The sequence below is a fragment of the Bradyrhizobium sp. 4 genome, from assembly GCF_023100905.1.
Classification (GTDB): Bacteria; Pseudomonadota; Alphaproteobacteria; order Rhizobiales; family Xanthobacteraceae; genus Bradyrhizobium.
Genome location: NZ_CP064686.1, coordinates 7,209,628 through 7,223,864 on the forward strand (window position 1 = coordinate 7,209,628; position 14,237 = coordinate 7,223,864).

At 65.0% G+C, this 14,237-nt stretch carries 10 protein-coding genes; 5 read left to right on the forward strand and 5 right to left on the reverse strand.

The features are described 5' to 3' along the window. Positions 1–141: 141 nt before the first annotated feature. The 4 genes from IVB45_RS34620 to IVB45_RS34635 form a co-directional block, all read right to left on the reverse strand. Positions 142–1,641, reverse strand: a complete 1,500-nt coding sequence (locus tag IVB45_RS34620; RefSeq protein ID WP_027565811.1) for a phosphomannomutase/phosphoglucomutase — start codon at positions 1,639–1,641, stop codon at positions 142–144. A 190-nt stretch (positions 1,642–1,831) separates the two neighbouring features. After that, the gene (locus IVB45_RS34625; protein ID WP_247357668.1) at positions 1,832–2,341 is read right to left on the reverse strand and encodes a TIGR02281 family clan AA aspartic protease; all 510 of its coding nucleotides are present in this window, start codon (positions 2,339–2,341) and stop codon (positions 1,832–1,834) included. Between the two features lie 125 nt (positions 2,342–2,466). Further along, complete coding sequence (gene hrpB, locus IVB45_RS34630) at positions 2,467–4,944, reverse strand: ATP-dependent helicase HrpB (RefSeq protein WP_247357667.1); 2,478 nt, start codon at positions 4,942–4,944, stop codon at positions 2,467–2,469. A gap of 122 nt (positions 4,945–5,066) precedes the next feature. After that, positions 5,067–6,383, reverse strand: coding sequence for a UDP-glucose/GDP-mannose dehydrogenase family protein (locus IVB45_RS34635; RefSeq protein WP_247357666.1), 1,317 nt, complete (start codon positions 6,381–6,383; stop codon positions 5,067–5,069). 193 nt (positions 6,384–6,576) lie between these two features. Here IVB45_RS34635 and IVB45_RS34640 point away from each other — a divergent pair, with 193 nt between their 5' ends. From IVB45_RS34640 to IVB45_RS34650, 3 genes are all read left to right on the forward strand, one after another. After that, complete coding sequence (locus IVB45_RS34640; RefSeq protein ID WP_247357665.1) at positions 6,577–7,644, forward strand: acyltransferase family protein; 1,068 nt, start codon at positions 6,577–6,579, stop codon at positions 7,642–7,644. A 209-nt stretch (positions 7,645–7,853) separates the two neighbouring features. Beyond that, a complete protein-coding gene (gene polA / locus IVB45_RS34645) occupies positions 7,854–10,934 on the forward strand; it encodes a DNA polymerase I (protein ID WP_247357664.1) in 3,081 nt (1,026 codons plus the stop codon). A 187-nt stretch (positions 10,935–11,121) separates the two neighbouring features. Beyond that, the gene (locus IVB45_RS34650) at positions 11,122–11,757 is read left to right on the forward strand and encodes a LysE family translocator (RefSeq protein WP_247357663.1); all 636 of its coding nucleotides are present in this window, start codon (positions 11,122–11,124) and stop codon (positions 11,755–11,757) included. A gap of 46 nt (positions 11,758–11,803) precedes the next feature. Here the strand turns inward: IVB45_RS34650 and IVB45_RS34655 are convergent, their stop codons facing one another. Further along, positions 11,804–12,430 (reverse strand): glutathione S-transferase family protein, encoded by a 627-nt coding sequence (locus IVB45_RS34655; RefSeq protein ID WP_247357662.1) that lies wholly within the window; start codon positions 12,428–12,430, stop codon positions 11,804–11,806. Positions 12,431–12,605: 175 nt separating this feature from the next. On the opposite strand from IVB45_RS34655, the gene pyrE reads away from it, so the two are divergent. Both pyrE and IVB45_RS34665 read left to right on the forward strand, forming a co-directional pair. Further along, the gene (pyrE, locus tag IVB45_RS34660; RefSeq protein WP_247357661.1) at positions 12,606–13,169 is read left to right on the forward strand and encodes an orotate phosphoribosyltransferase; all 564 of its coding nucleotides are present in this window, start codon (positions 12,606–12,608) and stop codon (positions 13,167–13,169) included. Between the two features lie 239 nt (positions 13,170–13,408). Continuing rightward, complete coding sequence (locus IVB45_RS34665) at positions 13,409–14,212, forward strand: DUF2865 domain-containing protein (protein ID WP_247358111.1); 804 nt, start codon at positions 13,409–13,411, stop codon at positions 14,210–14,212. Positions 14,213–14,237 lie beyond the last annotated feature (25 nt).

The following is a 14,237-nucleotide window of genomic DNA, read 5'->3' on the forward strand; positions in this document are numbered from 1 at the left end:
TCACCACACGCAAACTGTCATCGCCCGGCTTGACCGGGCGATCCAGTATTCCAGAGACGACGATGGATACGGATAAGCCACAGCGTACTGGATGCCCCGGTCAAGCCGGGGCATGACAGCAAGTGAGGCTAGCCTCGCGCCTCAGATCTTCTGATTGTACTCGCCAACTTCGGGATGGGTGCGCAGCACGCTGTTCACCATCTCGAACATGTCGTGCATGCGCTGCTCGGAGACCGGGCTCTCGACCACGACGACGAGTTCGGGCTTGTTGGAGGAGGCACGCACCAGGCCCCAGCTGCCGTCCTCGACCGTGACGCGGACGCCGTTGACTGTGACGAGATCGCGGATCGACTGGCCGCCGATCTTGGCGCCCTTGGCCTGCAAGCCCTCGAAGTGCTTCACCACCTTGTCGATCACGCCGTATTTGACCTCGTCGGCGCAATGCGGCGACATGGTCGGCGACGACCAGGTCTTCGGCAGCGCGTTCTTGAGATCGGCCATCGACTTGCCGGGGGCGCGATCGAGCATGTCGCAGATCGCGAGCGCCGAGACCAGACCGTCGTCATAGCCGCGTCCATACGGCTTGTTGAAGAAGAAGTGGCCGGACTTCTCGAAGCCGGCGAGCGCACCCGTCTCATGGGTGCGGCGCTTCATGTAGGAATGGCCGGTCTTCCAGTAGGTGGTTTTTGCACCCTGCTTCTGCAGTACCGGATCGGTGATGAACAGGCCGGTCGACTTCACGTCGACGATGAACTGCGCATCCTTGTGGATCGCGGACATGTCGCGCGCCAGCATCACGCCGACCTTGTCGGCAAAGATTTCCTCGCCGGTGTTGTCGACCACGCCGCAGCGATCGCCGTCACCGTCGAAGCCGAGACCCACATCGGCCTTGTGCTGCAGCACCGCGTCGCGGATCGCGTGCAGCATCTCCATGTCTTCGGGGTTCGGGTTGTATTTCGGGAAGGTGTGGTCGAGCTCGGTGTCGAGCGGGATTACCTCGCAGCCGATCGCCTCCAGCACCTGCGGCGCGAATGCGCCGGCGGTGCCGTTGCCGCAGGCCGCGACGACCTTGAGCTTGCGCTTGAGCTTCGGACGGCTGGTGAGATCGGCGATGTAGCGCGCCGGATAATTCTCGTGGAATTGATAGGAGCCGCCGGCCTTGTTCTTGAACTCGGCGCCCAGCACGATCTCCTTCAACCGCGTCATCTCGTCGGGGCCGAAGGTCAGCGGGCGGTTGGCGCCCATCTTCACGCCGGTCCAGCCATTGTCGTTGTGCGAGGCCGTAACCATGGCGCAGCAGGGCACGTCGAGGTCGAACTGGGCGAAATAGGCCATCGGCGTCACCGCGAGCCCGATGTCGTGCACCTTGCAGCCGGCTGCCATCAGGCCGGAAATCAGCGCATATTTGATTGAGGCCGAATAGCCGCGGAAATCATGACCGGTGACGATTTCCTGGCTGACGCCGAGCTCCGCGATCAGCGCGCCCAGCCCCATGCCGAGCGCCTGGATTCCCATCAGGTTGATTTCCTTCTGGAACAGCCAGCGCGCGTCGTATTCGCGAAAGCCCGTCGCCTTCACCATCGGCTCGGATTCGAAGGCATAGGTGTTGGGCAGCAACACGGATTTCGGCTTGGGGAACATTGAGACGGTCTCGTGAAAAAGAGCCAGATTTGATGCAGCCTTAGCGAATGCCGGGCCGCAGCGGAAGGCGGGAATGGCAGCTTATGGATGATAATTGCGGCAGTTTGGTAACGGGGAAATCTGGCCGCGAGAGCGGCCGAAATAGTGATCTTCTTGAAATATGTGCTCGCTGGAGCCTTTGGGAGAACCTTTACTGCTCCAGCACCATCTGGCCGTTGGCATATTCGAAGCGCTTGAGGCGGGAGAGGAAGGAGAGGCCGAGCAGGTTCTCGGACAGCGCCTCGTCGGGCAGCACCATGGCATCGACGTCGCGCACGATTAGGCCGCCGACATCGAGCATGGCGATGCGGGTGCGCGCGGCCTTGATGGTGCCGTTGGCGGTGGAGACGGTGGCGTTGTAATCGCCGCGCGAGGGACGCAGGCCGAAGCGGGCGGCCGAGGTCTCGTTCAGCGCAACCACGGAGGCGCCGGTGTCGACCATGAAGCCGATGCGCTGGCCTTCGATCCGGCCCTCGGTCTGGAAGTGGCCGCGGCCGTCGCGGGGGATGTTGAGGCTGCGGCCGCCGGCCGGCGCGGTGGACGCGACTGCTACCGTACGCGGCACCGACGTCGCCGAAGCGGAGCTCATCCTGTCCGCCATCTGCGCCATGAAGGTGCCGAGGCCGATCATGATCGCCGCGAAGATCATTATGTTACGCATCACACCACTCGAAGCCGAAGCTCGATTTCACCACGCGGCAGGCCACTCCGCGAGCGACGCTGCGGCCAGAGCTGTGCTATTTTGACGAAAAGGATGAGCAGACGGTTAATGCGTGTTCGTAACGCTCACGTCCCGCGCGGCTTGACCCGGCGGGTCGGCAGCGCATTCGCCGGATCTTCCGGCCAGGGATGGCGCGGGTAGCGGCCGCGCAAATCGGAGCGCACTGCACTGTAGCTGCCGCGCCAAAAACCGGGGAGATCGCGCGTCACCTGCACCGGGCGCTGCGCCGGCGACAGCAGTTCCAGCACCAGCGGCACCTTGCCGGCGGCGATCGAGGGATGGGTGTTGAGGCCGAACAATTCCTGGAGCCGCACCGCGATGGTCGGCCCCTGCTCGGCTTCATAGTCGATCGCGAGCACGCTGCCTGTCGGCGCCTCGAAATGCGTCGGCGCCTCGCGGTCGAGCCGCGCGCGCATCTCCCACGGCAACAACGCCATCAACGCGTCGGAGAGATCGCCGGCGGAGATATCCTTCAGCGCGATCTTGTCGTAGAGCGCCGGCACCAGCCAATCGTCGCGCCGCGCGATCAACCCATCGTCCGACAGATCTGGCCAGCTGTCGCCCTCGGCCTTGCGCAAGAACATCACGCGGTCGCGCCATTGTTTGGCTAACTTCGACCAGGGCAGCCGGTCGAGGCCAGCGGCGATCAGCCCGTCTGCGAAGATGCGCGCAGTGTCCTCCGAGGGCGACACGGCAAGTGTCGCCTCCGAGAGCGTGATCGCGTGCAGCGCGCGCTTACGCCGCGCCCGCAGCGCCATCGCGCCGCGATCGAACGAGATCTCCTCGACGGATTCGATATGCTCGGCGAAATGCTGCTCGATCTCGTCCTGCGAGATTTGCGCTGCGAGCAGAATCCGCCCGCTCGCCGCCGTGCCGGTCATCTCGCCGATCGCGATATAGGGCGCGCGCGCGAGCGACGAGGTCTGATCCACGGCAGCGCCTCGACCGTTGGCGAGCACGAAGCTGCCATTGCCGCGGTTGCGCGCGACGCGATCCGGGAAGGCGTAGGCCAGCATCAGGCCGGTCGAGAGATCACCTTCGCCGGTCGCCATCTTCTCTGACGCCGCCACCTGCGAGGCCCAGCGCCGCGCGAGGTCGCGCGCGCTTGCGGCCCGCGGGGAACGGTCGCGGCGGAACTGATCCCGCCGGTGCTCGAGATCGACGCTGTCGCCGCCGAGCCCGCGCTCGGTGATGATCGCGGCGATCTCGGCGGCGGCTTCGCCTTCGCCGGCACGATGCGAATCCACGATCATGCGCGCGAGCCGCGGCGGCAGCGCCAACGCGCGCAGGCTCTTGCCTTCCGCGGTGATGCGGCCATCGCCATCGAGCGCATTGAGCTCGGCGAGCAGGCTTTTTGCTTCCTTCCAGGCCGGCTGCGGCGGCGGGTCGAGAAACGACAGCGCGGCAGGGTCGGCGACGCCCCATTGCGCGAGATCGAGCACCAGCGAGGACAGATCGGCGCTGAGGATCTCGGGCTGGGTGTAGGGCGCGAGCGAGGCTGTCTGAGGTTCGTCCCAGAGCCGGTAGCAGACACCGGGCTCGGTGCGGCCGGCGCGGCCGCGGCGTTGGTCCGCCGCCGCGCGCGAGACGCGCACGGTCTCGAGCCGGGTCAGGCCGATGTCGGGCTCGTAGCGCGGCACACGGGCAAGACCGGAATCGACCACGATGCGTACGCCCTCGATGGTCAGCGAGGTCTCCGCGATCGAGGTCGCCAGCACCACCTTGCGCGTGCCTCTGGGCGCCGGCGAGATGGCACGGTCCTGCACGGCGGCGTCGAGCGCCCCGAACAGCGGCACGATTTCAATGCTGGAATCCTGTATGCGTTCGCCGAGGAGATTCTGGGTGCGGCGGATTTCAGCGGCGCCCGGCAGGAACGCCAGCACCGAGCCGGCATCGGCCCGCAGCGCCGAGGCGATCGCATCCGCCATCTGCCGCTCGATCGGCGCGTCCGCCTTGCGGCCGAGATAGCGCGTCTCGACCGGAAAGGCGCGGCCCTCGCTTTCGACGACGGGCGCTTCGCCGAGCAATTTTGCCACGCGGGCGCCATCGAGCGTTGCCGACATCACGAGGATGCGCAAATCCTCGCGCAGGCCGGTTTGCGCATCGCGCGCGAGCGCGAGGCCCATGTCGGCATCGAGCGAACGCTCGTGGAATTCGTCGAACAGGACGGCGGCGATGCCCGACAGCTCGGGATCGTCGAGGATCTGGCGGGTGAAGATGCCCTCCGTCACCACCTCGATGCGGGTCGCGCGCGAGATCTTCGAGCCGAAGCGGACGCGATAGCCGACAGTCTCGCCAGCGCGTTCGCCCAGTGATTTGGCCATGCGGTCGGCGCTGGCGCGCGCCGCGATGCGCCGCGGCTCCAGCACGATGATCTTCTTGCCTTTGACCCAAGGGGCATCGAGCAGCGCCAGCGGCACGCGCGTGGTCTTGCCGGCGCCCGGCGGCGCCACCAGCACGGCGGCATGATGCGCCTCCAGCGTGCGCGAGAGCTCGTCGAGCACGGCATCGATCGGGAGGGGCGTGTCGAAACTGCGGGGCAAAGCTCGCTTCCGTCATCACCCGCGCATGCGGGTGATCCAGTAAACTCGAATCCCGGTTATTACGAAGATTGCGGATTACTGGATACCCCGCCTTCGCGGGGTATGACAATCATTTGCCGCTATCAGCCCTGCACCGGCGGTCGTCCAATGCTCTCATATACGAAGCCAGCCGCGGCCATTTCTTCGGGGCGGTAGATGTTGCGGAGGTCGACGATGACGGGCTGCGCCATGGTCGCCTTCAGCCGATCGAGATCGAGCGCCCGGAACTGCACCCACTCGGTGACGATCACGATCGCATCGGCGCCTTCCGCGCAGGAATAGGCATCCTCGCAATAGGTGATGCTGGGCAGCTCACTCTTCGCCTGCTCCATGCCGACGGGATCGAAGGCCTTCACCTTCGCACCCATGTCGATCAGGCCGGTGATCAACGGGATCGACGGCGCGTCGCGCATGTCGTCGGTATCCGGCTTGAAGGTGAGGCCGAGCACCGCGATGGTCTTGCCGCGCAGCGAGCCGCCGAGCGCCTGGCTGACTTTTCGCGCCATCGCCCGCTTGCGGTTCTCGTTGACCGCCAGCACGGATTCGACAATGCGAAGGCTCACATCGTAGTCCTGTGCGATCTTGATCAGCGCCTTGGTGTCCTTCGGGAAGCACGAGCCGCCGAAGCCGGGACCGGCATGCAGGAACTTGGTACCGATGCGGTTGTCCAGGCCAATGCCGCGGGCGACCTCCTGCACGTTGGCGCCGGCCTTTTCGGAGAGGTCCGCGATCTCGTTGATGAAGGTGATCTTGGTTGCGAGGAACGCATTCGCCGCGTATTTGATCATCTCGGCGGTGCGGCGTTCCGTGAACATCAACGGCGCCTGGTTCAGCGACAGCGGCCGATAGATGTCGCTCATCACCTTGCGGCCGCGCTCGTCGGCGGTGCCGACGACGATGCGGTCGGGAAATTTGAAGTCGCGGATCGCCGCGCCTTCGCGCAGGAATTCGGGGTTCGAGGCGACGACGACGTCCGCCTTGGGATTGGTCTCGCGGATGATGCGCTCGACCTCGTCGCCGGTGCCGACCGGAACGGTCGACTTGGTCACCACGACGGTGAAGCCGGACAGCGACTGCGCGATCTCTTTCGCGGCGGCATAGACATAGGACAGATCGGCGTGACCGTCACCGCGGCGCGACGGCGTGCCGACCGCGATGAAGACGGCATCGGCATCCGCGACCGGCTTGGACAAATCGGTGGTGAACTCCAGTCGCTTGGCCTTGACGTTGGTCGCAACGAGCTCGTCGAGCCCGGGCTCGTAGATCGGGATCTCGCCGCGATGAAGGGCAGCGATCTTCTTCTCGTCCTTGTCGACGCAGATGACGTCGTGACCGAAATCCGCAAAGCAGGCCCCGGACACCAGTCCCACATAGCCCGTGCCGATCATAGCAATGCGCATGAAAAACCCTGTTTGGCTTGGTTAACGAAACCGCAATTCCAAGGCGGTTTAGCATTTTCCCGTGGTGAGGGAACAGCCCGCGTGCAAAAAACGGCACGGCAATTGTACCGGTTAAGAAATCGTAAGCCGCAAGGCGCCAAACTGCTCCGCGTTCACACAGATCCTGGCGGAACACGCCTCGAAAAGAGACACCATGGCACCATCAGGCACAATCGCCGCGAGCGGGGGACTCAAGGCCCCGGCTGCTGCGCGTGTCGATTGGATCGATTACGCCAAGGGCATCTGCATCGTCATGGTCGTGATGATGCATTCGGTGCTGGGGGTCGAGCTCGCCGCCGGTGAGACCGGCTTCATGCATGTTTTGGTGGCCTTCGCAAAACCGTTCCGGATGCCGGATTTCTTCCTGATTTCGGGCCTGTTCCTGCCACTGGTGATCGACCGGGATTGGCGAACCTATCTCGACCGCAAGGTGGTGCATTTCGCCTATTTGTATGTCGTCTGGGTGACAATCCAGTTCGGCTTCAAGGCCCCCGCATTCGCGGCGGAAACGAGCTGGCGCGACGCCGGCTTGCTCTATCTGGAATCCTTCGTCGAGCCGTTCGGCACGCTGTGGTTCATCTACCTTCTGCCGATCTTCTTCGTCATCACAAAATTGACACGGCGCATCCCGCCGCTCGCGATCTGGCTGATCGCGGCCGCACTGGAGACGGCTCGTGTCGCAACGGGCTGGACTGCGATCGACGAGTTCTGCGCGCGCTTCATCTATTTCTATTCAGGCTATCTGTTCGCGCCCTACGTGTTCGCGCTGTCGGACCGCGCGCGCAATCATCCCGCATGGGCGCTGACAGCGCTCGCGACATGGGCGCTGGCCAATGCCGGCCTCGTTGCGCTCGGGGCCAGCGAATGGAAAATCGTATCGCTCGCGCTCGGCTTCGCCGGCGCCTGCGCCATCATCACGATGGGCACGCTGCTCGCGCGCGTGCAATGGCTGAACGTCTTCCGCTTCTGCGGCGAGCATTCGATCGTGATCTATCTCGCCTTCTTCCTGCCGATGGCGGCGACACGAACGCTGCTCTTGCGCACGGGCATCATTCCCGACATCGGCGCGGTGTCGTTGATCGTGACCATCGTCGGCGTGATCGGCTCACTCGCGATCTGGCAAATCGCATTGCGCCTTGGCGGCAGTTTCCTGTTCGAGCGACCTGATGCGTTCTGGATCGCACCGAAGAAAACAGGGCCGCGGTTGCAGGCGGCGGAGTGATACTCTGCTGTCATCCCCGCGAAGGCGGGGATCCAGGATTCCAGAGGCAGCAGTCGCATACGGATAAGCCCTTGCGTACTGGATTCCCCGCCTTCGCGGGGAAGGACAGCGGGGGATGCGGGAAATGACAGTGGGGATAGCGGCTCCAGCAAGCCAAAAATCCACCTCCCGAGGCTGTCAAATCCCGCAAAAATTCATACATTGCGGCCATGCCCAAGAGCTCCCCGAAGACCACCGCCCAAGCTGACACCAAGGCTGCCGCGCCCAAGGCCGCCGAAACCAAGCCCGCTGCCGCGACAGCTGCTGCCAAGCCCGTCGCCGCGAAGGCGGCCGGCAAGGGCGACCATGTCTTCCTGGTCGACGGTTCCGGCTACATCTTCCGCGCCTACCATGCGCTGCCGCCGATGAACCGCAAGTCCGACGGCTTGCAGGTCAATGCCGTGCTCGGCTTCTGCAACATGCTGTGGAAGCTTTTGCGCGAGATGGCGGAGGACAACCGGCCGACGCATCTGGCGATCATCTTCGACAAGTCGGAAATCACCTTCCGCAACAAGATCTATCCTGAGTACAAGGCACACCGGCAGCCGGCCCCGGACGATTTGATCCCGCAATTCGCGCTGATCCGCGAAGCGGTACGCGCCTTCGACCTACCTTGCCTGGAACAGGTCGGCTTCGAGGCCGACGATCTGATTGCGACCTATGTGCGGCAAGCCTGCGAGCGCGGCGCGAGCGCGACGATCGTGTCCTCCGACAAGGACCTGATGCAGCTCGTCACCGATTGCGTCACCATGTACGACACCATGAAGGACCGCCGCATCGGCATCCCCGAGGTGATCGAGAAGTTTGGCGTGCCGCCGGAGAAGGTGGTGGAAGTGCAGGCCCTGGCCGGCGATTCCACCGACAACGTTCCTGGCGTACCCGGCATCGGCATCAAGACCGCGGCGCAGCTGATCGTCGAATATGGCGATCTCGAGCAATTGCTGTTCCGCGCCACCGAAATCAAACAGCCGAAGCGGCGCGAGGCGCTGATCGAGAACGCCGAGAAGGCGCGCATCTCGCGGCAGCTCGTATTGCTCGACGACAAGGTCGACCTCGACGTCCCGCTGGACGATCTCGCCGTCCACGAACCCGATGCGCGCAAGCTGATCGCGTTCCTGAAGGCGATGGAATTTTCCACGCTGACGCGCCGCGTCGCCGAGTTCTCGCAGATCGATCCGGCCAACGTCGATGCCGATCCGGGCTATTCCAGCGGCGCCAGCGTCTTCTCGCCGCTGCCGCCTTCGGACGTCGTGCCAGCCCCGGGAGCCGGCGCGCCGGCGCAAGCGCCAGTGGGCCAGCGCAATGCATCGGCGACCAAGGAGGACAAGGCCGCGAGCCCGAAGGGCGCGCCGATCTCTCTCGCCGCCGCGCGCGAAGAGGCTTTGCGCAAGCTTCCGGTCGACCGCAGCAAGTACCAGGCCGTCAAGACGCTGGCGGAACTGAACGCGTTCATCGCGCGCATCCATGATGCCGGCCATGTCGCGGTCGAGATCCGGGCAAACTCGATCGACCCGATGCAGGCCGATCTCTGCGGTATCGCGCTGGCGCTGGCGCCGAACGAAGCCTGCTACGTGCCGCTGGCGCATAAGCAGTCCGGCGGCGGCGCCGGCCTGTTCGACGCAGGCCTCGCGCCCGATCAGGTCAGGCACAGTGATGCGATCGAGGCGCTGCGGCCGGTACTGGAATCACCAGGCATTCTCAAGATCGGCTTCGACGTCAAATTCACCGCGGTGATGCTGGCGCAGCACGGCATCACATTGCGCAACACCGATGATGCCCAGCTGATCTCCTACGTGCTCGACGCCGGCCGCGGCTCGCATGCGCTGGAGCAGCTGTCCGAGCGCTGGTTCGGTCACGCCATGCTCAAGGAGAACGAGCTGCTCGGCAGCGGCAAGGGCAAGATCACGTTCGACCAGGTGCCGATCGACAAGGCCGCGGCGCTGTCGGCGGAAGGCGCCGACATCACCTTGCGCGTCTGGCGCGTGCTGAAGCCGCGCCTTGTCGCCGAGCACATGACCACGGTCTACGAGACGCTGGAACGGCCCCTGGTATCGGTGCTCGCGCGCATGGAGCGGCGCGGCATTTCGATCGACCGCCAGGTGCTGTCGCGTCTCTCCGGCGACTTCGCTCAGACCGCGGCCCGCGTCGAAGCCGAGATCCAGCAGATCGCGGGCGAGCCGGTCAATGTCGGCAGCCCGAAGCAGATCGGCGACATCCTGTTCGGCAAGATGGGACTGTCCGGCGGCACCAAGACCAAGACCGGCGCGTGGTCGACCACCGCTCAGGTGCTCGACGAGCTCGCCGAGCAGGGCCACGACCTCCCGAAGAAGATCCTGGAGTGGCGCCAGGTCTCCAAACTGAAATCGACCTACACCGACGCGCTGCCGACCTACGTGAATGCCCAGACCCACCGCGTCCACACGACCTACGCGCTGGCCGCGACCACGACCGGCCGGCTGTCGTCGAACGAGCCAAATCTGCAGAACATTCCGGTGCGCACCGAGGACGGCCGAAAAATCCGCCGCGCCTTCATCGCAACGCCGGGGCACAAATTGGTCTCCGCCGACTATTCGCAGATCGAGCTGCGGCTGCTCGCCGAGATCGCCGACATTCCCGTGCTGCAGCAGGCGTTCCGCGACGGTCTCGACATTCACGCCATGACGGCGTCGGAAATGTTCGGCGTGCCGATCAAGGGCATGCCGAGCGAAATCAGGCGCCGCGCCAAGGCGATCAATTTCGGCATCATCTACGGCATTTCGGCATTCGGTCTCGCCAACCAGCTCGGCATCGCGCGCGAAGAGGCCTCCGCCTACATCAAGAAATACTTCGAGCGCTTCCCCGGCATCCGCGCCTACATGGACGAGACGCGCGACTTCTGCCGGAACCACGGCTACGTCACCACGCTGTTCGGACGGAAGATGTACTATCCCGACATCAAGGCTTCGAACGCCTCGGTGCGCGCCTTCAACGAGCGCGCCGCGATCAACGCCCGGCTCCAGGGCACCGCCGCCGACATCATCCGCCGCGCCATGACGCGGATGGAGGCTGCACTCGCCGAGAAGAAGCTTTCGGCGCAGATGCTGCTCCAGGTGCACGACGAACTGATCTTCGAGGTGCCGGACGCGGAGGTCGAGGCCACGCTTCCCGTCGTGCAGCACGTGATGCAGGACGCGCCGTTCCCGGCCGTGCTGCTCTCGGTGCCGCTACATGTCGATGCACGCGCAGCCAACAATTGGGACGAGGCGCATTGAAGCTACGTCTTCGCTTCGCTCCTTCCAAACTTACAGTGTCGTCCCGGCCCCCCGTGCGCAATTGCGCACTAGGCCGGGACGACGCTGGAGGGACACGCACAAGCTGAATTGTCCTCCGAGCAATTGCGCGATGGCGGCGCGATCGCCCGCACATTAAAATCGTGCCGTCTCCCGCACCGGTTCAGCCATGCCCCACGCCTCCGCCCTGCTCGGCTTCGCTCTCGTCTGCCTCGGCCTCGTGCTCACCCCCGGGCCGAACATGATCTACCTGATCTCGCGTTCGATCACGCAAGGGCCGGCCGCGGGCATCGTCTCGCTCGGCGGCGTGGCGCTCGGATTCGTGTTCTACATGCTGTGCGCGGCGTTCGGCATCACGGCGCTGCTGCTCGCCGTTCCCTTTGCCTATGACGCGTTGCGCTTCGCCGGCGCCGGTTATTTGCTGTGGCTGGCCTGGCAGGCGGTAAAGCCGGGCGGTCGCTCGCCATTCCAGGTCAAGCAGCTTGCGATCGACAGCCCGCGCAAACTGTTCGCAATGGGGTTCGTCACCAATCTGCTCAACCCGAAGATCGCGATGCTCTACCTCGCGCTGCTGCCGCAGTTCATCGATCCCACCGCCGGCAGCGTGCTGACGCAGTCGGTGGTGCTCGGCGCGATCCAGATCGCGATCAGCGTCAGCGTGAATGCCATGATCGCGCTCGCGGCAGGATCGATCGCGCTGTTTCTCGCAAACCGGCCAAGCTGGATGCTGGTCCAGCGCTGGCTGATGGGCACGGTGCTGGCCGGGCTTGCGGTGCGGATGGCGGTCGAGGCGCGGAAGGTGTGATTTTCACCTCTCCCCGTAAGAACGGGGAGAGGGAGAAGAGCCACCCTCAATCCAGCTTCGCCTCCATGCCCCGCTTCACCGGCGGACGGGCCATCAGGGCCTCGTACCAGCGCTTGACGTGGGGGAAGTCGGCCAGGTCAACCTTGTGGCGAGGGTGACGCCAAGCCCAGCCCAGGATAGCAAAATCGGCAACCGATAGCTCGCCGGCGACGAAATCGCGGGCCTCCAGCCGGCGGTCGAGGACGCCGTAGAGCCGTCGCGTCTCCGCCATGTAGCGCTTGAGGCCGTAGGCGCGGTCCTGCTCGTTCTCGAGCGCGATGAAATGGTGCACCTGGCCCGGCATCGGCCCGAAGCCGCCCATCTGCCACATCAGCCATTCATAGACGGGGATGCGGCCCGAAAGCGATTTCGGCAGGAATTTGCCGGTCTTTTCGCCGAGATACAGCAGGATCGCACCCGACTCGAAGATGCTGACCGGTTTGCCGTCCGGGCCATCGGGATCGAGGATCGCGGGGATCTTGTTGTTGGGCGAGAGCTTCAGGAACTCCGGCGCCATCTGCTCGCCCTTGCTGATATTCACCGGGATCACCTTGTAGGGCAGCCCCATTTCCTCCAGCGCGACCGAGATCTTGCGGCCGTTCGGCGTGTTCCAGGTGTGCAGCTCGATGGTCATTTGTCGCGTGTCCTTCCCCGGGGATATCCGGCATCCACCTACTCCAGAACGTTGCACCCCCACAACCGACGGGCCGGGATGGCCGATCCCTGTTGACGGGGGAAGCCCCCTCTGGAATGTCGGGGCCGTCGCGGATAAATTCCGCCACCTCCAAAAACGCTCCCGAGGGCCCGCCGTGTCTAAATCAGCCTCCCGCGCCCGCCTGTTCGAGATCATCCGCCGGCGCTCTTTCGGCCGCGGCGAGGTGACGCTCGCGTCGGGTCGCAAGAGCGACTTCTACTTCAACCTCAAGCCGACCATGCTCGACCCGGAAGGTGCGACGCTACTCGCCGAGCTGACCTATGAGGCGCTGAAGGACGACCAGCTCGATTTCATCGGCGGGCTCGAGATGGGCGCGGTGCCGCTGGCCGGCGCGCTGGCGCAGATCTCCTGGATCAAGGGCCATCCCATCGCGGCCTTCTTCGTGCGCAAGAAGCCGAAGGAGCATGGCGCGAAGCTCGCGATCGAGGGGCTGCCCAAGGGCGAAACGCTGGAGGGCAAGCGCGTCGTGATCGTCGAGGATGTCACCACCACCGGCGGATCGGCGATGAAGGCGGTGGAAGCGGTACGCGAGACCGGCGCCGAAGTGGTGCTGGTGCTGACCATGGTCGACCGCGAGGAAGGCGCCGACGACACCTTTGGCGCGGCCAACCTGCCATTCCGCTCGCTGTACAAGGCGTCGGAGTTTTTGAAGGCTTGAGGGGCTAAACTTTCTCCGCCGTCGTGCCCGGGCTTGACCCGGGCATCCACGTCTTTGCCGCACCAGAGATCGTGGATGGCCGGGACAAGCCCGGCCATGACGAGGTCCACCTCGTCCGGCGACACCGCTGCCCCTCAACCGCTCATTTACCATCCCGCCTTATGGTGAATCATGTGCTGAGACCTGAGGGTCCCGGCCGGTTGGGTAGCGTCGGGTGGAGTAAGCGTTTGCGTACAGTCATGTCCCATGCGCGCCGGTGGCGTCGCGCGATACTCGCAGCCGCCACATTGGCAGCACCGCTGCTTGCGGCTCCGGCCCCGGTTTCGGCCGAAGGCCTCTTCGACTTCTTCTTCGGCGGAATGCAGCAGCAGCGGCCGCAGCGTGAGGTGCCGCAACAGGCGACCTCCTACGCCGATCCCTTCACCGGCCAGCAGAATGCCGCAAGCCCGCCATACGTGCCGCCGACACGTGCGGCCGCGGCCGGCGGCTCGGGACCGGCGTTCTGCGTGCGCAGCTGCGACGGCAAATATTTTCCGCTGATGCGCGGCCTCACCTCGCCCGCGCAGATGTGTCAGGCCTTCTGTCCTGCAAGCGCGACCAAGATCTATTTCGGCTCCTCGATCGACGGCGCGGCGTCGCAGACCGGCGAGCGCTACGCCGATAGCGAGAACGCGTTCGCCTATCGCAAGGCGCTGCGCACCGACTGCACCTGCAACGGCCGCGAGCCGGTCGGCCTCGCTCCGGTCGATCTGGCGCTGGACTCGTCGCTGAAACCCGGCGACGTGATCGCCACCAGCGACGGCCTCGTCGCCTATACCGGCATCCGCGTCGGCAACGACCAGGCCGCGGACTTCACCCCGGTCGCCTCCTATCCCGGTCTCACCGCGCAGGTTCGCGCGCGGCTCGGCGAGATGAAGGTGGCGCCGGTGCGCGCCGAGACGGTGGCGGCGGATAGCCCCGCCGCGGAGATCGTGCGCGAGACACTGCCCGACGTGACGGTGCCGAAAACGCAGAAGCCGGCGAAGCGGGCGGGGCTGGAGTAGCTCTCAGAAGCGCTGCGCTGCGTCC

What these genes read in the sequence shown, in the direction of transcription:
- IVB45_RS34620 (WP_027565811.1), bottom strand. Translation starts at nt 1,641, where the DNA reads ATGTTCCCCAAGCCGAAATCCGTGTTGCTGCCCAACACCTATGCCTTC.
- IVB45_RS34625 (WP_247357668.1), bottom strand. Translation starts at nt 2,341, where the DNA reads ATGCGTAACATAATGATCTTCGCGGCGATCATGATCGGCCTCGGCACC.
- IVB45_RS34635 (WP_247357666.1), bottom strand. Translation starts at nt 6,383, where the DNA reads ATGCGCATTGCTATGATCGGCACGGGCTATGTGGGACTGGTGTCCGGG.
- IVB45_RS34640 (WP_247357665.1), top strand. Translation starts at nt 6,577, where the DNA reads ATGGCACCATCAGGCACAATCGCCGCGAGCGGGGGACTCAAGGCCCCG.
- polA (WP_247357664.1), top strand. Translation starts at nt 7,854, where the DNA reads ATGCCCAAGAGCTCCCCGAAGACCACCGCCCAAGCTGACACCAAGGCT.
- IVB45_RS34650 (WP_247357663.1), top strand. Translation starts at nt 11,122, where the DNA reads ATGCCCCACGCCTCCGCCCTGCTCGGCTTCGCTCTCGTCTGCCTCGGC.
- IVB45_RS34655 (WP_247357662.1), bottom strand. Translation starts at nt 12,430, where the DNA reads ATGACCATCGAGCTGCACACCTGGAACACGCCGAACGGCCGCAAGATC.
- IVB45_RS34665 (WP_247358111.1), top strand. Translation starts at nt 13,409, where the DNA reads ATGTCCCATGCGCGCCGGTGGCGTCGCGCGATACTCGCAGCCGCCACA.